General features: G+C 40.8%; 15 protein-coding genes and 1 riboswitch. Of the genes, 5 read left to right on the top strand and 10 right to left on the bottom strand.

The features are described from left to right. Window positions 1–14: 14 nt before the first annotated feature. Window positions 15–863 carry a MurR/RpiR family transcriptional regulator gene (locus PLANO_RS02445; RefSeq protein WP_038702671.1) on the bottom strand — a complete coding sequence of 283 codons (849 nt, stop codon included), beginning with the start codon at window positions 861–863 and terminating at the stop codon, window positions 15–17. A 167-nt stretch (window positions 864–1,030) separates the two neighbouring features. Between PLANO_RS02445 and PLANO_RS02440 the strand changes: the two genes are divergently transcribed. Beyond that, a complete protein-coding gene (locus tag PLANO_RS02440; RefSeq protein ID WP_038702669.1) occupies window positions 1,031–2,359 on the top strand; it encodes a TrkH family potassium uptake protein in 1,329 nt (442 codons plus the stop codon). A gap of 53 nt (window positions 2,360–2,412) precedes the next feature. Here the strand turns inward: PLANO_RS02440 and PLANO_RS02435 are convergent, their stop codons facing one another. Further along, window positions 2,413–3,537: an NADH-dependent flavin oxidoreductase gene (locus PLANO_RS02435; protein WP_038702667.1), complete on the bottom strand. Its 1,125-nt coding sequence runs from the start codon at window positions 3,535–3,537 to the stop codon at window positions 2,413–2,415. 181 nt (window positions 3,538–3,718) lie between these two features. Here PLANO_RS02435 and PLANO_RS02430 point away from each other — a divergent pair, with 181 nt between their 5' ends. Both PLANO_RS02430 and msrA read left to right on the top strand, forming a co-directional pair. Next, window positions 3,719–4,747, top strand: a complete 1,029-nt coding sequence (locus PLANO_RS02430) for an NADP-dependent oxidoreductase (RefSeq protein WP_038702665.1) — start codon at window positions 3,719–3,721, stop codon at window positions 4,745–4,747. A 554-nt stretch (window positions 4,748–5,301) separates the two neighbouring features. Beyond that, a complete protein-coding gene (gene msrA, locus PLANO_RS02425; RefSeq protein WP_038702663.1) occupies window positions 5,302–6,441 on the top strand; it encodes a peptide-methionine (S)-S-oxide reductase MsrA in 1,140 nt (379 codons plus the stop codon). 244 nt (window positions 6,442–6,685) lie between these two features. Here the strand turns inward: msrA and metH are convergent, their stop codons facing one another. From metH to PLANO_RS02400, 5 genes are all read right to left on the bottom strand, one after another. Then, window positions 6,686–10,123, bottom strand: a complete 3,438-nt coding sequence (gene metH, locus PLANO_RS02420; RefSeq protein WP_038702661.1) for a methionine synthase — start codon at window positions 10,121–10,123, stop codon at window positions 6,686–6,688. After that, a complete protein-coding gene (locus PLANO_RS02415; protein ID WP_038702659.1) occupies window positions 10,104–11,963 on the bottom strand; it encodes a bifunctional homocysteine S-methyltransferase/methylenetetrahydrofolate reductase in 1,860 nt (619 codons plus the stop codon). Before PLANO_RS02415 ends, metH begins: the two co-directional genes overlap by 20 nt. Window positions 11,964–12,036: 73 nt before the next feature. Continuing rightward, window positions 12,037–12,141, bottom strand: a riboswitch (SAM riboswitch). Window positions 12,142–12,318: 177 nt separating this feature from the next. Beyond that, window positions 12,319–12,906 (bottom strand): hypothetical protein, encoded by a 588-nt coding sequence (locus PLANO_RS02410; protein ID WP_231554750.1) that lies wholly within the window; start codon window positions 12,904–12,906, stop codon window positions 12,319–12,321. A 184-nt stretch (window positions 12,907–13,090) separates the two neighbouring features. Further along, window positions 13,091–13,612, bottom strand: coding sequence for a YehS family protein (locus tag PLANO_RS02405; RefSeq protein WP_038702655.1), 522 nt, complete (start codon window positions 13,610–13,612; stop codon window positions 13,091–13,093). 114 nt (window positions 13,613–13,726) lie between these two features. Next, window positions 13,727–13,939 (bottom strand): hypothetical protein, encoded by a 213-nt coding sequence (locus PLANO_RS02400; RefSeq protein ID WP_038702653.1) that lies wholly within the window; start codon window positions 13,937–13,939, stop codon window positions 13,727–13,729. Between the two features lie 191 nt (window positions 13,940–14,130). Here PLANO_RS02400 and PLANO_RS02395 point away from each other — a divergent pair, with 191 nt between their 5' ends. Beyond that, complete coding sequence (locus tag PLANO_RS02395) at window positions 14,131–14,640, top strand: CarD family transcriptional regulator (protein WP_038702651.1); 510 nt, start codon at window positions 14,131–14,133, stop codon at window positions 14,638–14,640. 65 nt (window positions 14,641–14,705) lie between these two features. Here the strand turns inward: PLANO_RS02395 and PLANO_RS02390 are convergent, their stop codons facing one another. Further along, on the bottom strand, window positions 14,706–15,140 hold the full coding sequence (locus PLANO_RS02390; protein ID WP_156108879.1) for a MarR family winged helix-turn-helix transcriptional regulator: 435 nt from the start codon (window positions 15,138–15,140) through the stop codon (window positions 14,706–14,708). 156 nt (window positions 15,141–15,296) lie between these two features. Next, window positions 15,297–16,292, bottom strand: coding sequence for a tRNA dihydrouridine synthase (locus PLANO_RS02385; RefSeq protein WP_038702648.1), 996 nt, complete (start codon window positions 16,290–16,292; stop codon window positions 15,297–15,299). A 252-nt stretch (window positions 16,293–16,544) separates the two neighbouring features. Here PLANO_RS02385 and PLANO_RS02380 point away from each other — a divergent pair, with 252 nt between their 5' ends. Beyond that, complete coding sequence (locus PLANO_RS02380; protein ID WP_038702645.1) at window positions 16,545–16,892, top strand: DUF6568 family protein; 348 nt, start codon at window positions 16,545–16,547, stop codon at window positions 16,890–16,892. 52 nt (window positions 16,893–16,944) lie between these two features. Here PLANO_RS02380 and PLANO_RS02375 read toward each other — a convergent pair whose 3' ends face one another. Beyond that, window positions 16,945–17,796 (bottom strand): DegV family protein, encoded by an 852-nt coding sequence (locus tag PLANO_RS02375; RefSeq protein ID WP_038702643.1) that lies wholly within the window; start codon window positions 17,794–17,796, stop codon window positions 16,945–16,947. Window positions 17,797–17,843: the final 47 nt, after the last annotated feature.

Here is a 17,843-nt window from a genome sequence, read left to right as displayed (position 1 = left end):
CGAATCATCGACTCTTATCTTCTCAAACGTTCCATTTCACTGCGTGCATCGTAATATTGCTGCAACACATTTTCTCCAACATGATGGAAAATACTCAAATATAAAGTATCAATAATCGTCAATTGCGTCATACGTGAAGCAATACTCCCAATACGAAAATCTTGTTCGACGTTTGGCGTGCATAAGTGAATCTCTGCTTCTTTGTATAAAGGAGATTTACTAAGTGTTGTAATGGCGATAATAGTTGCACCTTTTCTTTGAGCAAACCGCGTGAGTTCTAAGACATCTTTGGTTTTGCCTGATGTACTGATTGCAACGAAAACATCCTTTTCGGTTAAATGTGGAATAACAGAAAGCATATGGTGAAAATCCAAAGAAGTAATCGAATGGTATCCGAGTTTTGTGAATTTATATTGTGCGTCGACTGCAGCTGTTGAAGAACCGCCCACACCAAAAAAGACAATTTTTCGCGCATCTCGAATTGCATCTACCGCCTTTGTTAACTCTTTACGATCGAGTGAATCCGCACAAGATTCAACTGCAGATTTGTTAACGTGAATTACTTTATGAAAAAGATCGTATGGCGAGTCTTTTTTATTTACTGCCGAGAAATCCGTTAAGCTTGTGTCTGTTAAAGTTAAATCTTTCATGAGAGCGAGCTTAAAAGATTTATAACTGCCGATACCGATAGACTTACAAAAGCGAATAATAGTCGCTTCACTAACAGTTGCTTTTTTTGAAAGTTCTTTTGTTGTCATATGAGGAACCGCCTCAGAGTTTCCTAGAACGTATTCTCCAATACGCCGCTCTGCTTCCGATAACCCCGAAAGCGCTTGTTCGATTTTCTGTCTTAAAGAAGTCATTTGTAACCCCCTGTGTTTCTGTTTGTGTGTTTTTAAACTCTTTTGTTTATCTTATATAGCATACACGAGTTTTTCTAGTAATTAGCTATTTATTTTGTTGACAGTTCTCTCAAACAAGCATAGAGTTGGCTCATATTTTACTTCTATAAGATGAGGAAGTGTCTAGCATGTGGTCCTGGAAAAAAAAGCGGTTGACTGTTTCTCCGCCATTGGTGATTTCCGGAAGCTTTTTGTTTTTAATTGTATTGGGCACTTTTTTATTGAAATTACCGTTCGCCACTACCGAGTCGATTTCTTGGACGGATGCTTTGTTTACGGCTACTTCTGCCACTACGGTGACCGGACTTAGTGTCTTTGATCCAGGAACTGTGCTTACTGCATTTGGAGAATTGGTGCTTCTTGTGCTTATTCAATGTGGTGGTATTGGCTTGATGACTTTTGCGGTTGCGATTCTTATTTTATTCCGCAAAAAAGTAGGTCTGCAAAACCGCATCTATTTACAAGAATCACTGACACAAAGTTCAATTGGCGGCATCGTCAAGCTAGTCAAATTGATTTTGACGTTTGCGTTAACGGTAGAGGCTGTCGCAACGGTGTTTCTGACCATTTACTGGATCCCTCAATTCGGCTTTAAAGATGCACTCAATTACAGTATTTTTCATGTTATCTCAGCTTTTAATAATGCCGGTTTTTCTTTATTTCCAGATAACATGATCGGCTTTGCTGGTGATCCAGTGGTAACGTTATTGATTTCTTCATTGTTTATTATTGGGGGAATTGGTTTTACTGTCGTGATGGATGTTTCACAAAAGAAATCAATTCGTCGGTGGTCGTTGCATACTAAGTTAATGGTTGGCGGTACATTAATTTTAAATTGCTTAGCCATGTTGGTTATTTTCCTATTGGAATATAACAATCCAGGCACACTCGGCCCTATGTCGATATTCGATAAGTTAGTGACTTCCTATTTTAGTGCCGTAACGCCACGAACTGCTGGGTTTAATATGTTGGATTATGGACAACTTGAAGACCCTACATTGTTATTCACTATGCTGCTAATGTTTATTGGCGGCGGGAGCGCTTCAACAGCTTCCGGTATTAAGTTGACTACTTTTATTGTGGTTATTCTCGCAACTGTTTCTTTTTTGCGATCACGGAGAGAACCGGAAATTTTTGGCCGTTCTATCCGACTAGAAACTGTTATCCGATCGCTTGCCATCACGACAATTAGCGTGTTACTCGTTGTTCTCTTCTTATTTTTATTAACCGTATCCGAAACCATTCCATTTCTACCGCTCGCCTTTGAAGTGGTGTCGGCCTTTGGTACAGTTGGTTTGACTATGGGCATCACAGGTGATTTGAGTAGCATTGGCGAGGTTTTATTAAGCATCGTTATGTTCACTGGCCGCATAGGACCGTTAACTTTATTCTTTATCTTAATGAAACCTCGCAAAGAAAATTATCGTTATCCTTATGACCCCGTATTTACTGGATAGACGCAAAAAACGCAGTTCCGAATGCATCGGAACTGCGTTTTTTTGTCAGGTTATCAACTTTCTTCAACTGTAACCATGCCGTATGATGTGATCAGATGCCACATGTTTTGCGGGATATCCAATGTTCCTACCATGTTTTGCTTGATTACTGGATTGATATCCTCTTCTTTGCCTTGTTTAATTTTTTCCGTCCACTCGGGATCGATCAAAGCTTGTCGACCCATTACCACAATGTCGGCACCTTCAGTCATGGCCGATAATGCGTCTTCTGGGGTTTTTACACTTCCAACAGCTACAAATGGGACACGCCCTTTGATTTGATCGGCTAGAATGCGAACAATGCTGTCGCCTTGTTCAGCGCCTTTTGGTGTTTTCTTAAATTCGAACAACGACACGTGAATATAATGAATTCCGCGATCGATTAGCTCTTCCACTAATATTTTTGTTTCTTCGATTGTATAGCCTGTCGTTTTCTCGTTGTTTTCTTCTGGTGATAGGCGGTAGCCAACAATAAATTGCTCATCCGCATATTTAGCCACTGTGTCTTGAACTTTTTTCATAACGGCAAGAGGGAATCTCATACGATTTACGAGGCTGCCTCCCCATTGATCCTGACGCTGGTTTGTAACTTTCGATACAAATTGCTGAAGCAAATACGTATTCGCTCCGTGAATTTCAACACCGTCAAAGCCTGCTTCGATGGCTCTTCTTGTCGTTTCACCGAAGTCTTCAATGATTGCGAAGATTTCATCTTCAGTCAATTCGCGCGGTGTTGGCTTGCCAGCTTCACCTGGAACAGCACTTGGCGCTACTATTTCGTTTGCTTTAATCAATTCAGGCTTGCTTTGTCGACCACCATGTTGCATTTGTAAAATCGCTTTGCTGCCTTTGGATTTCATTTCTTTTGCTAGTTGTTTTAAACGTGGAAGAGCACTATCGTCAAATCCAATAAACTGATTCGGGAACGCAAGACCATTTTCTGAAACTGCGATGCATGCCGTAACGTACAAACTCCCAAGACCTGCGCGGCGGTTGTAGTAGCTTAACTCTTCATCGGAAACGGTACCGTCTTCATTTCCTGAATAAGTCGTCATCGGTGCCACACCTAAACGATTGTTTAACACGACGCCATTTGGCAAAGTGATTTCGTTAAATAATTCTTTATATAATGACTTCATGGAAGTTCCTCTTTTCTCGGTTCGTATCTTTTCCGATATGCATCGGTATTTCAAAATAGCATATGGAATTTAAGGAATCAAGAATACACGCTCGCCCCGTTTTTTCGGTACATTATTTTTGACCGCCCTAAATCTGAGTGGTACGCTTTTCTCGAATTCGTATATATAGGAGGAATTTTTCATGACAGCTCGATTACAGAAAGAAATTCAATTGGCAAACCGCCCAGAAGGCATGCCAACGAATAATGATTTTAGTTTTGTCGAAAAAGAAGTTCCAACACCTGCTGAAAATGAAGTTTTATTAAAAACACTTTACTTGTCGGTTGACCCGTATATGCGCGGACGAATGAGAGATGTAAAATCTTATATCCCCCCATTCGAATTAAACCAAGCATTAACGGGCGGCATATTAGCTGAAGTTGTCGAATCACGCTCGGATTTATTCGAAAAAGGCGACATCGTCAGCAGCAACCTTAGCTGGTCAGAGTACAATGTAGCAGCTGCTGCTAAGCTTCAAAAAATTGACCCAACAGCTGCATCAATTACCGCTCACTTAAGTGTGCTTGGATTAACTGGACTTACGGCTTATTTCGGATTACTTGATATCGCGAACCCGCAAGCAGGCGAAACAGTTGTCGTTTCAGGCGCAGCTGGTGCAGTCGGCTCGATTGTTGGCCAAATCGCTAAAATCAAAGGGACTCGTGTTGTTGGTATCGCCGGCTCGGATGAAAAAATTGATTACTTGATCAATGAACTTGGATTTGACGCTGCCGTTAATTATAAAAAAGACAGCTTTAAAGAAGATTTGCTTGCCGCTCTTCCTGACGGTGTTGATGTTTACTTTGATAATGTAGGCGGCGATATTTCCGACGCCGTGATTCGTCAGCTAAACAAACATGCACGCGTGACATTATGCGGAGCTATTTCTTCTTATAACGCTAAAGATGGCGATATCGGTCCACGCATGCAAAGTCAATTCATCAAAACAAGCGCGATGATGAAAGGCTTTACGCTTGGCGATTATGCAAAAGATTTACCAACAGGCGTTGCAGCATTAACGCAATGGCTACAAGAAGGTAAATTGAAATACGACGAAACAATTGTCGAAGGTTTTGAAAATACGCCAGATGCGTTCCTGGGCTTGTTCAAAGGTACAAATCTTGGTAAACAGCTCGTAAAAGTCGCAGATCCTGAGTTTGCTAAGCTATAAAATGAAGAAAAGCCGCCTAGTTTAGGCGGCTTTTTTCCATTTTTTTGGCGATACTGTCGGGAATGGATGAAATACTGTCCGATTCCACTTGAATACTGTCGGAATTGAGTCGAATACTGTCCAAATCCGAGAAATACTGTCCAACTCCTTTTTCGAGAATAATCTCTTTATAATTCTTTGAGAAAACGAAAGACCATGCGTGGCAAAAAATATATAAGCTCCAGACACCCTAATATAAATTCAATCACATCAAAAATCCACCAGCGACTTTTCTTCTCTTTCGTCTTCGTTTTAATCTCCATTTGCCACGCCTGCCCTTCTTCTTTGTAATTTATACGCAGTGAGATAGAAATGGTTTCATTTTCCAGATAGGTTAAATGCAGATGCCACTCCAACCCATTTTTACTTTATTGAATAAATCCATTTTGTGACAGCCTCTTTAAATTATCAGTTTTTTCCGAACCGCCTTAGTACCGCTTTTATTGATTAGTAGATTAAACTTAAAACAAGAACCGCGAAGAAATCACTCCACTAAGAAAGGCAGGAGCTTTGATATGAAAATACTCTCACTTACGGGCTTTGTGGTTTTATTGCTATTGCTGCTTTCAGGTTGTGGAAGCGCAAGTGTCTCAGAGTCCAGTAGCGCTGATTCTGGGCAATCGACAGAAACTAGCACGTCCAAATTTCCAGACAATCCAAATGTAGATCTTGAATTCGATACAGATAAACTGCAGGACATTTATTTAGCTGGCGGCTGTTTCTGGGGCGTCGAAGCTTATATGGCACGCGTTTACGGCGTTTACGATGTCACATCTGGCTACGCTAACGGCAATACGGAAAACCCAACTTACGAAGAAGTGGTTCGTGAAAACACCGGACACGCTGAAACGGTCCATGTCCGCTACGACCCAGAACGTGTTGATTTAGAAGAAGTACTAAATCATTATTTTATGATTATTGATCCAACCCTGTTAAATCAACAAGGCAATGATCGCGGAGAACAGTACCGAACAGGCATTTATTATGAAAATGAAGATGACCGAGCTGTGATCGATAAAGTAGTGACTGCCCAAGTAGATCGCTATGACGATCCAATCGTTACAGAAGTTGAAATGCTGGATAACTATTATTTGGCTGAAGAGTACCATCAAGATTACCTCGAAAAAAATCCAGACGGCTATTGCCACATCGAATTTGATACCTTAGAAGATCAAAAAGTAGGCGAAGACGCACAGTCGCTGATCGACCCAGCACTTTATCCGAAACCAAGTGACGAAGAATTAAAAGCAACATTAACTGATATTCAATACTCTGTTACGCAAGAAGACGATACAGAACGCGCGTTTTCAAGTGAGTACGATGGCTTTTACGAACCTGGTATTTATGTCGACATCACAACAGGCGAACCGCTTTTCTCATCTGCCGATAAATACGATTCCACGACCGGCTGGCCGAGTTTTACTAAACCGATTGATCCGGAAGTGGTAACTGAACATGATGATGGATTGTTCTTTATGAAACGAACCGAAATTAGAAGTCGCGCTGGAGACAATCACATTGGTCATGTCTTTAACGACGGCCCTGCAGACAAAGGCGGCCTGCGCTATTGCATGAACGGCGCAGCGCTATTGTTTGTACCCGAAGCAGATATGGAAGCACAAGGCTATGGTTTCTTATTGGATAAAGTAAATTGACTGCCTGTTACTAATGAATGAAAAAACAAAATCCCGAACGTCACTTGATTAAGTGACGTTCGGGATTTTAACTGTTTAAGGGTTAAGATTTCGCTGCAGGCGGGCGCTTCCGCTTTTCTTTGTCCAGACTCCAGCGCCCAGCTCTTTGGGGCTTAAGCCAACCCAGCTGTGTGGCAAAATGCGCCACTTCGCTGGTCTGTCTTATGCCCGGCAGAGCTACACGGGCGCTTCCGCTTTTCTATCATCAATCAACTACAAAATATCTGGCATCTGGGTGCGCAAATACGATCGCGGATACGGATGCTTCAGGGTCCATCATGTATTCTTCTGTTAAATGCACGCCGATGTCTTCGGGTTTGATTAAGTTGAATAGTTTGGCTTGGTCTTCTAAGTTCGGACACGCGGGGTAACCGAATGAGAAGCGTTGTCCTTGGTATTTGGCAGCAAAGCGGTCGCGCATGGAGAAGTCTGTCGCATCTGAGAAGCCCCATTGATCTCGGATTTCTTGGTGGATTCGTTCAGCAAAGCCTTCTGCGAGTTCAAGTGCTGTTGCTTGCAGCGCATGACTTTCTAAAAATTTGCCTTGTTCTTTCAAACGTGTTGCTTGTTCGCGTACCCCAAATCCCGCAGTAACTTGCATAAAAGCGACGTAATCCATTTCGCCGCTGTCGACCGATTTCAAGTAATCGGACAAGCAAAGAAATGGTGACGCTGATTGTCGTGGAAATGTAAAACGCTCGATTTCTGTCTTGGCGTCTTTTGGATCGTAAACGATCACATCGTCTCCATCACTTTGAGCCGGGAAAAATTGATACATCCCGGACGGCTTCAAAACCCCTGAACCCAAAAACTCAGTTGCCAGTTCATGAAGCTGAACAGCACGCGGATCGCCTTTAGCTAACGAATTATCGTTATAGCCTTTCAACCCAAGGTGATGACCAATCAATGTGCGCATGTTGACGTATGGATACAAATGAGCCACAGAATACTCTTTCAATACGTGACGACGCAAATCGTTCGGCACGTGAACCGTGACGTCTTCGCGTACTGTTTTTACTGGTTTTTCAGCAACTGCTACAGCGGGTTTTGCAGCTCGCACGGCTTCAGACGCTTGGCGTTTCTCTTGCTGTGCGTCCAACTCTAACAGCAATTCCGCTTTTCCAGCTCCATTTTGTAAACGGTTTGCCAAGTCTAAGCCTTGCATCGCGTCTTTCGCATAAATAACCGGTCCATCGTACTCTGCTGAAATTTTAGTTTCTGTAAAGCGTCTAGATAAGGCCGCCCCGCCTACTAAAATCGGTACATCGATGCCCGCTTCTTTAAAATCTTGTGCGGTGATGACCATTTGCTTCGCTGACTTAACGAGTAACCCGGACAAACCAATCATGTCTGGCTTTTCTTTTCGAATTACTTCAATCAAGGTTGCTGGTGTCACTTTAATGCCGACATCAATAACTTTAAAGCCATTATTGCTCAAAATGATTTCCACTAAGTTTTTGCCGATGTCATGAACGTCACCTTTTACAGTAGCTAAAACGATTTTTCCTTTTCCGGAATCGTCTTCTTTTTTCTCCATAAACTGCTCAAGGAATGAAACTGCTGCTTTCATGACGCCAGCACTTTGTAGCACTTCAGCCACGATCAATTGATTGTCATTAAATAAGCGACCTACTTCGGCCATTCCCTTCATCAAAGGTCCGTTGATGACATCAAGCGGTTCATCGTACATATCCAACGCTTTTTCCAAATCTGGAATCAAGCCTTCTTTTGTTCCTTCTATAATATAGTAAGCTAAGCGATCCGGTACCGTTTTTGGGATGTCGTCTTCGGTTTTTTCTTTTTTCTTATCACGATAAAAAGCTGTAAAATCAGCTAGTGTCTCATCTGTTGTCGTAAACAGTAATTCATTAGCCATGTCGATTTCCTGTTTCGGAATCGACGCGTACCGCTCCAACTTTTCCGTATTGACGATGGCATAATCCAAACCTGCTTGTGTGCAGTGATATAAATACACGGCATTTAATACTTCACGACCGACCGGAGGTAAGCCGAATGAAACATTACTGACCCCTAAAATGGTTAACGCACGCGGCAGCTTTTCTTTAATGAGACGAATGCCTTCAATCGTCTCAACTGCAGAACCGATATATTGTTGATCGCCCGTTCCGACTGGGAACACGAGTGGATCGAAAATGATGTCTTCTGGTGCGAGCCCCCATTTATTAACTAGCAAATCATAAGAGCGTTCTGCAATCTCGAGTTTCCGTTCCCGTGTTACAGCCATCCCTACTTCATCAATCGTCCCAACCACAACGGCCGCTCCGTATTTTTTCACAAGCGGCATTACCGCATCAAATCGTTCCTCCCCATCTTCTAAATTGATCGAGTTGATAATCGCTTTTCCTTGTGAAAACTTCAATGCCACTTCAATCACTTCTTCGTCCGTAGAATCAATAACCAGTGGCACTTTTACTTTTTTGACGACTTCTTTCATGAAATGAGTCATGTCTTCAACTTCGTCACGGTCAGGGTTCGCCAAACAAATATCAATAACATGTGCCCCGTTTTTCACTTGAGCACGAGCAATTTCAGCGGCTTCTTCAAATTTCCCATCTATGATTAATCGTTTAAACTTACGAGAACCGATTACATTTGTCCGTTCTCCGATAAACAAAGGACGCATCGTTTCATCGTATTGCAAAGGCTCAATCCCGGAAACCACGTGACCATGTTCGACAGGATCCGGCTTTCTCGGTGGCAATCCCTCCATCGCCAGGCGAACCGCTCGAATATGTGCAGGTGTTGTCCCACAACAACCGCCGACAACGTTCAACCAACCTTTATCCGCAAAACCGCGCAATTTTTTCGCAAGCGATTCTGGCGTTTCGTGATAATGTCCATCTTCGTCGGGTAAGCCGGCATTGGGGTAACAACTCACATAGCCGTCCGATAGCTCTGACAGCGATCGAAGGTGGTCAGTCATAAATTCTGGACCCGTCGCACAATTTAATCCCACCGATAAAGGCTTGACATGTTCAATGGAAATGTAAAAAGCTTCAATGCTTTGTCCGGCAAGCGTTGTCCCCATCGGCTCGATTGTTCCTGACACCATAATCGGCAATTCAATCCCTGTTTCTTTAAACGCTTGGTTAATTCCAATCGTTGCGGCTTTAACATTTAACATATCTTGACTCGTCTCTAATAAAATTAAATCGGCGCCGCCTTCAACTAATGCTTTCGCCTGCACATAAAAATTTTCCAGCATCTCATCAAACGTAGCTCCACCTGTAACAGATAGGGTTTTCGTCGTTGGCCCAATCGCACCCGCTACAAATCGAGGCCATTCAGGTGTTGAAAATTCTGCAGTCGCTCGTTTCGCAATTTCAACTGCACGTCTATTAATGTCAGCTGCTTGGTCACCGATTCCGTATTCATCCAATACAATTGGTGTACCCCCAAACGTATTGGTGCAAAGAATATCCGCTCCAGCTTCAAGATAAGCGATGTGCACATTTTGGATAACATCTGGTCGTACGATATTCAAGTACTCATTGCAGCCATCAAACTCTTCTCCGCCAAAATCTTCCGGAGATAAATCTTCATTTTGAATCATTGTCCCCATGGCTCCATCAATAATCAATATTCTTTTTTCGAGTTGTTGTTCAATAAGATGCTTGGACATGGCTGTGATCGCTCTCTTTCTGTTGATCTAGTTGACGAATATAATGAATCAATTCTACGGTCATATCGTAGCGAACAAAAGGTGTGATCAAGTAAATTCCATGGAATAATTTGGCTGCTGTATCAATTAATTCTTTCGCAATTTGAATGCCTTCTGCAGTTGCCAGGTCTTTGTCATCACCACATGCACGCATCCGCTCCAATGCATCATCTGACAGTTTTATACCTGGTACTTCATTGTGCAGGAATTCTGCACTGCGAATACTGGTTAACGGCATTACGCCAATAAAAATGGGTGTTTCTATATGTTTTGTCGCTTCGTAAATTTCGATTATTTTCTCTTTTGTATAAACCGGCTGCGAAATAAAATAATCTGCGCCACTGTCGATTTTCTTTTCGAGTCTTGCAACAGCTCGGTCAAGCACACGGACATTCGGGTTGAACGCTGCAGCAACAGAAAAGTTGGCTTTTTTCCGTAACGACTTCCCAGAAAATGAAATGCCTTCATTTAACTTTTTGATTAATTGAATCAGTTCCATACTTGACACATCATAAACGCTTGTCGCTCCTGGAAAATCCCCCACTTTAGTCGGGTCACCTGTCACAGCGAGTATATCGTGTATGCCAAGTGCATCAAGCCCCATTAAATGCGATTGTAATCCAATTAAATTACGGTCGCGGCATGTAATGTGCGCAAGTGCACGAATATCTTCTGTATGTTTTAAAATCGAACCCATCGCCATATTGCTAATACGCGGTGAAGCAAGTGAATTGTCAGCCATTGTTAAAGCATCGACACCCGCTGCTTTTAATGCAACTGAACCTTCGAGAAACTTCTCAACATCTAAATGACGTGGTGTATCGAGTTCCACAATAATCGTTCGTTCGGTTTTCGCTTTTTCATGAAGCGGGGTTACTGCTAAAGCTTCTGCTTCTCGAATGACAATCGGCTTTCTCTCAGTTACTATTTTATGAACAATCGGCTTTAGCTGACCTAAATGTTTTTTTACTGCTTCGATGTGTTTCGGCGTTGTTCCACAACAGCCACCAATTAATCGAACGCCTTCTTCTCGTAACAATAAAGCGGCACGTCCGAAATAATCTGCTTCTGATTCATATACAATTCGCCCGTCTTCCACATCTAGCAAGCTGGCATTTGGATAAGCTGACAAGAAAGCTTTCTCAGGCAAAGTCACTTCTTCAAATGCTTGAATCGTATGGTGAGGACCTAACCGGCAATTGACTCCGACGATATCGGCTCCGAGCGTTTCTAGTTGGTGAAGCGCATCGTTTAATGTCATACCATTTTGCAAAATCCCCGGATCATGCATCGACACTTGAGCAATTAACGGGGTGTCTGTGATGGTTTTCAAGTGTTTCACCGTAGCTGCAAGTTCTTCAAAATCGTAATAGGTTTCTAGCAATAATCCATGTGGATCGCCTTCTAATAATTGGTTTGCTTGCTGGTCAACCATGGCAATGATTTCTTGCAAACTGGCATCACTTTTTCGAATTCCTCGAATGCCGCCAATCGTGCCAAAAACAAATTGTCCACCCGGTGTCGCTGCTCGGTTTGCGATATCGATCGCGGCTTTATTGATTTCTGCAACTTGAGATTCTAATCCATAACGAGCTAGTTTTAGTGCGTTCGCCCCGTACGTGTTGGTTTGGATAATATCTGCCCCGGCGTTAATATAATCGAGATGGATTTTCTCTACAATTTCAGGGCGTTGTAAATTCAACTCCTCGTTGCAATACTCAATGCCGTACGAATATAGTAATGTTCCCATAGCACCGTCTGCTGTTAAAATCCTTGTCTTCAACTCATCTAGTAAACCCATCTATTAACCCCCCTTTATATAAACAAAAAAAGCCTTCATGAAAAAGAAGGCTTTACGATATCAAACTCGTTCCTTTTCATCTGTCAGACAATTTCTTGCCTGCTGGATTTAGCACCTTACCTTTCGGCTGGTTGCTGAAGTTTCATAGGGCCAGTCCCTCAACTTCTCTCGATAAAGATTCACTATTCAGTTTTAGTATTCTTAGTATAGTACAGGTATCTTTTGACCAGGTCAAGAGAATTTATCTAAAAAAAATGAACTTTCTGTTAAATTTAAAATATCTATTTTAATACAACTCTATGTGGAACAAATATGAAAAGTCGGTTCAGAATTTTATCTGAACCGACTTTTCATTTCATATTCCGCATTCCGTTACTTGATCGGTAATAAACAAACTTTGCAGTTCTTTTACAGGCCGGACGTTGGGCTGACCTTCGTAGTTTGTAAACTCGATTTCTCCAATATGCATTCCCACATTGTACTCGCCAATAATTGAATCCAATAAAATAAAAGCAGCCGAGACAAATTCGTCTTCATTTTCTTCGTTAAAGTCTTTAATATAAAGAATCAAGTCCAGTTCACCATTGTTTTCATCTTTTTCGCATGTACAAAAAAGGTCATTCCATCCCAATTCGATATCACCATATGAAATTGAAATTTCTTCAGCTTGTTGTTGACGAAAAGCGACAACGTCAAAAAAACTAAGTTGAGGAGCTTGCTTAACTAATTCAATCACATCATCAAATGCTTCGACCATGCCATCTGCACTAATAACAAACTCAGGCTTACTGCCCTTACGAGGCTCACCCATTTCAAAAACTAAATGCTGATTTACTTTCTGCAACTTCTTTTCCAACTGGTTAAGCAGTTTGATTCCGCCCGTACTGTCTAGTTGAAGGTACGATTCTTCGTTAGCAACAAACCACTCCCAAAAAGCTGTCACCTTATTCTTTCTCCTCGGCAACCAATTCATCTCGCTATCCCCTTTGTATCCATCTGTGATTACTTCTCTCTATCATAATCATATTTACACAAAAGTGATAGTTCTTTTTGTCCATAAAAAAGTCTTATTTTCCAATATAAAAAATCCCCATTAACCGATACTGTAGGCTAATGGGGATATATTGTTATTTTCTATATTTGATTGCTAATCCTTTAAGGAAGTTGCGAGCATAACGATCGCCACATTCTTGGTAATTTTTATGTCCGACTTTTCGAAGTAAGGCACCTAGCTCGCCTTTTGTAACGGTAACTCCTGCTAAATCCCAAACCTCTAACATGTCTTCACTATTTAGCTGTAAAGCGATTTTCACTTTCTTCAATAGTAAGTTATTCGAGCGTTCATTGGTCAATGACGGAACTTCAGGTTGTCCAGGTTTTGGCTCTTGACGACCTCTTTTAAAAATTATAAAGCCATTTAAAAACGATTCAAACAGAGAATCTTCCGCTTTGATGTAATCATCATTATCTTCATGATCAATCCAAATGCTGTCGTCTTCATCTTCATCGCTTTCAGGAGTCTTCGTCAGCACCTTCAGTACTTCTTCCTTACTCAGATCGATGCCACCTAATTTGAAAATATCGACCATGTCTTTATTTTTTATATCCAATGCATAGCGCAATCGGATCAATAAATCATTATTGTCCATCTAAATTCCTCCTGTTGCTCTCAATTATCTTTATGATCTACATTAAATCCTGTCCTAATAATAGCATAACTTCTCTCGTCCTTCAGTTTCTTAAAGGCAGCAAAAAAGACAGCCTCACATGACTGTCTCTTTTGTTTCTCTATTTTTTCTTATTTTTAAACGTTCTACGTTATTCTTCAATTCTTGAATAATCTTTAATGACTCTTCATCATCTATCGATTCTTTATAGAAAAAATTTAAATCTCGCTCAATATCTGCTAACCGTTCATTGTAATGTTTGAGCTTCTCAGCAATAATCAATTGCTTGGCTTCTTCTATACTCTTCATCTCGTTCTACCTCCGTTTTGACAATGCAAAACTAATACTTTATATCTATTCCCTTTCTACGTGTTTTCAAACTTCTTAAGACCTATATTCTACCAGCTTCTAAACTATTCCATAATTGTCAACCGAGTTTACAATTCTAAGATAGTGTGTTATAGTGGTCTTAGATGAGTTTCATTTGAGGAGGAAAAAAGATGTTCGCTATTGGAGATCATATTATTTATTCCACCCACGGCCTTTGTAAAATTAACGATATTTACGATATGACGGTTTCAGACGTCACAAAGCAGTATTACCAACTGCAGCCTTTGGAGAATACCTTAGTAACAATTAGTACACCTGTCGGTAACGATAAGGTTGTTATGCTAAAACTTCTTCAAAGAGATGAAGCACTTGAAATTATTGAAGTGTTTAAGCAACCCGAAGTAGAAGCTGAAATTCTACAAAATCCAAAAGCACAACCTAAGAAAATCCAGTCAGGTGACCGTATGCAAATTGCAGGCGTAATTAATGGATTGCTACGCAAGAAATTTGATACCCAAATTCAAAAAGAGTCTTTTTATGCTCATGATTATAAACTTTTGAATAATACCCAAATCATTCTTTTTAAAGAACTTGCGCATGCGCTCGATACCAGTTTTGAAGAGGTCAATCAAATGATTAACGATTTGATTACAGATGGTCAACCGCAGGCAGTTAATTAATCTTACAAACAAAAAACGTTTCACTTTCTCAAGTTTTGAGAAAGTGAAACGTTTTTTAGTGTTTATTAAATTCCCCAATCAGCTTTCAACATATCTTTCAAAATGTTCAATTGATCGGCACCAATTTTATTAGCGATTTGAACTTCTAGCCGCTGTTTCAATATTTCGTGTTTCTCATGACACACTTCACCTAAAGCAGTTAATCGAATGCATTTTTCTTTTTTATTGTTCTCCACATTTTTTACTTCCACTAAACCTTTAGCAGCTAAGTTTTTAATAAATTTATGAATTGCTTGACGAGTGATATCTAAGTTTTTAGTGACGGACGCAATGGTAGGTTGCTGTTTGTATATATGAGCCATAATAACCCACTCAGAATTTGAGATGCGAATTTCACTTTCCTCGTCCCAAGCTTGTTCTGTAATTCGTCGTGTTGCTATTTGACGTTCGCTTAATAAATCGATCAAGTTTAAGTTTTGCAACTCCACGTTTGGCGTCAAACGGTTCACTCCTATCATCTGCTTCGCCATTTAATATAACGATATCGTTATGTGAAGTCAATTAGTAAAAATACTTCGGTGTTACTGATGTATAAATCTAAACAAAAAAGCCATCGCCAATATTATTACTTGGTGATGGCTGCTAAAAAACTTAGCTTACGCATTCGTTTCTACTGAACTCTCCGCTTTATTCAACGCTTCAAATTCATCCAACAATGCCCGGACTTGGTCGGTGGTTTCGGTATACATCAATTGATTTCTCAATTCGCCAACGCCACGGACACCGCGCACATATATTTTGAAGAAGCGGCGAAGCGGTTTAAATGCAATGGGTTCGATGTCGGTTGAGTATTTATCGTGAAGATCCAAATGCAATCTTAGTAGATCAAACAACTCTTTCGGACTATGTTCTTTTGGCTCTTCTTCAAAAGCAAACGGGTTATGGAAAATTCCACGTCCGATCATAACACCATCAATGCCGTATTTTTCGGCAAGTTCTAAGCCAGCTTGGCGATCTGGAATATCTCCATTGATCGTCAAAAGTGTATCCGGTGCGATTTCATCACGAAGTTTTTTAATCTCTGGAATCAGTTCCCAATGAGCAGGAACCGCGCTCATTTCTTTTTTGGTACGCAAATGAATCGACAAGTTCGCAATGTCTTGCTCAAATACATGCGTCAGCCAGCCTTTCCATTCATCTAAATCGGTGTATCCTAGTCGTGTTTTCACACTTACTGGTAAGCCACCTGCTTTAGCTGCTTGAATAATCTCGGCTGCATTATCTGGATAGCGAATCAACCCGCTGCCTTTTCCTTTAGCAGCTACGTTTGGTACAGGGCAACCCATGTTAATATCGACACCTTTAAAACCTTGCTTAGCCATGCCGATACTCATTTCTCGGAAATGCTCAGGCTTGTTGCCCCATATATGCGCGACCATTGGCTGTTCATCTTCTGTAAATGTTAAACGGCCACGAACACTAAAGATTCCTTCCGGATGACAATAGCTTTCGGTATTCGTAAACTCAGTAAAAAACACATCAGGTCTTGCAGCTTCAGCCACTACATGGCGAAATACGACATTCGTCACATCTTCCATCGGCGCTAAAACAAAAAATGGTTTCGGTAATTCACGCCAAAAATTCTCTTTCATATTCAAATTCCAATCCTTTCATCAAGAGATGACTTTTCATCATCCAAAATTCTTGTTGTATCTATACGGAAAATCCATAAGTATCAAATGTTTGTGTTGGTCTCTTTCTTTTCTTAACCTTGTATAGTTTACACGACTCTCGGCTTTGTGGAAAGTAGCGTGTTTCAAGAGCACATACCATAAGCATAACTTTTTGGTCCACTCGCCTCTTCCTGTACAATGAAGTTATTAGAGAGAGGAGATTGATTGAATATGACAACTTACCAAGAAAACATAGCAGGTTTTGAAAAAATTGATTCGACAAAAGCAAAAGAATTACTGAAAGGTGATTCTGAGGCCGTTCTTTACATAGGTAAAGAGGTTTGCCCTTTTTGTAAGACTTTCGTACAAAAACTAAAAGAAGTTGCAGATGAAACAGCTACTCATGTTTACCATGTAAACAGCGTAGAGTCAGATGATATGACAGGCATTACTTCGTTACGTAATGAATATAACATTCCAACAGTTCCTGGTTTCATTTATAAAAATGGTGATACAGTAAACGTGAAATGCGATTCATCTATGGACAATGAAGAAATTAAAGCCTTCATAAACAAATAAGTTTTATAGAAATTGAAAGACCGTCGATCATAAGATCGACGGTCTTTTCACTTTATTTTGAATAACTAACCCAACTCAAACCAGTCGTTCCGTCACCTGCGTGTACTGCTACACAGACACTCAGTGCGGTCACTTCTACTTTTAGATTTGGAAACTCCTGCAATAACTCGGCTTTCCAAATTTCTGAATCTGGTGCGTTGTTGCAATGAATCACAGCCACTTCTGGAACTGTCCCCTTCGCCATATCTGCGCGCAACACCGACATCACATAATCTTTAGCTCGTTTATTTGTTCGCACTTTTTCAGTCATTACAGGCTTTCCGTCAACAAAACTTATGACCAATTTAATGTTCAGCAAATTACTAATAAATGCCTGCGTTCCTGAAACGCGTCCACTTTTATGCAATTGCGCTAAACTTGAAGGGATAAATGACAGTTTTGACTTCTGTGTCATTTCAGTAAGGGTTGCGACCACTTCTTCGATTGTTTTGCCATCTTCGAACAAACGATTACCGACTTCAATCATTTTCACCATTGGAAAAGAGCCAATTTGTGAATCGATTGTGTATACTTGAAAGTCTGTCATTTCAGAAGCTGCTTGTGCCGTTTCAAATGTACCTGATAAACCACTTGATAAGTGAACAGCAACAGCAAAATCATAGCCTTCTGCTTCTAATTTTTCGTATAACTCAAGCATCTCACCAATCGCCGGTTGTGATGTTTTTGGTGAAACTTTTGCTATTTTTAATTTATCGTAAAATTCTTCTTTTGTTAGGTCAATGGATTCTCTGTATTCCCCATCTGAAAAAACAACACCCAGTGGCAATACATAGACGTCATGTTTTTGGATAAAGTGATCTTCGAGTTGTGCAGCTGTGTCCGTAATCCAAGCTATCTTCTTCATAAAAAATTTCTCCTCTAAGTACAATTTTTACAACGGAATCAGCTATC

Source organism: Planococcus sp. PAMC 21323, assembly GCF_000785555.1.
GTDB lineage: Bacteria > Bacillota > Bacilli > Bacillales_A > Planococcaceae > Planococcus.
Note: the sequence above shows the minus strand (reverse complement) of the source record. Positions and strands in the feature narration are given on the sequence as shown.

Coding starts and splice junctions, on each gene's coding strand:
- PLANO_RS02375 (WP_038702643.1), bottom strand. CDS start 17,796: ATGAAGAAGATAGCTTGGATTACGGACACAGCTGCACAACTCGAAGAT.
- PLANO_RS02385 (WP_038702648.1), bottom strand. CDS start 16,292: ATGAAAGAGAATTTTTGGCGTGAATTACCGAAACCATTTTTTGTTTTA.
- PLANO_RS02400 (WP_038702653.1), bottom strand. CDS start 13,939: ATGAAGAGTATAGAAGAAGCCAAGCAATTGATTATTGCTGAGAAGCTC.
- PLANO_RS02445 (WP_038702671.1), bottom strand. CDS start 863: ATGACTTCTTTAAGACAGAAAATCGAACAAGCGCTTTCGGGGTTATCG.
- PLANO_RS02435 (WP_038702667.1), bottom strand. CDS start 3,537: ATGAAGTCATTATATAAAGAATTATTTAACGAAATCACTTTGCCAAAT.
- PLANO_RS02430 (WP_038702665.1), top strand. CDS start 3,719: ATGACAGCTCGATTACAGAAAGAAATTCAATTGGCAAACCGCCCAGAA.
- PLANO_RS02415 (WP_038702659.1), bottom strand. CDS start 11,963: ATGGGTTTACTAGATGAGTTGAAGACAAGGATTTTAACAGCAGACGGT.
- PLANO_RS02380 (WP_038702645.1), top strand. CDS start 16,545: ATGACAACTTACCAAGAAAACATAGCAGGTTTTGAAAAAATTGATTCG.
- msrA (WP_038702663.1), top strand. CDS start 5,302: ATGAAAATACTCTCACTTACGGGCTTTGTGGTTTTATTGCTATTGCTG.
- PLANO_RS02405 (WP_038702655.1), bottom strand. CDS start 13,612: ATGGACAATAATGATTTATTGATCCGATTGCGCTATGCATTGGATATA.
- PLANO_RS02440 (WP_038702669.1), top strand. CDS start 1,031: ATGTGGTCCTGGAAAAAAAAGCGGTTGACTGTTTCTCCGCCATTGGTG.
- PLANO_RS02395 (WP_038702651.1), top strand. CDS start 14,131: ATGTTCGCTATTGGAGATCATATTATTTATTCCACCCACGGCCTTTGT.
- metH (WP_038702661.1), bottom strand. CDS start 10,123: ATGTCCAAGCATCTTATTGAACAACAACTCGAAAAAAGAATATTGATT.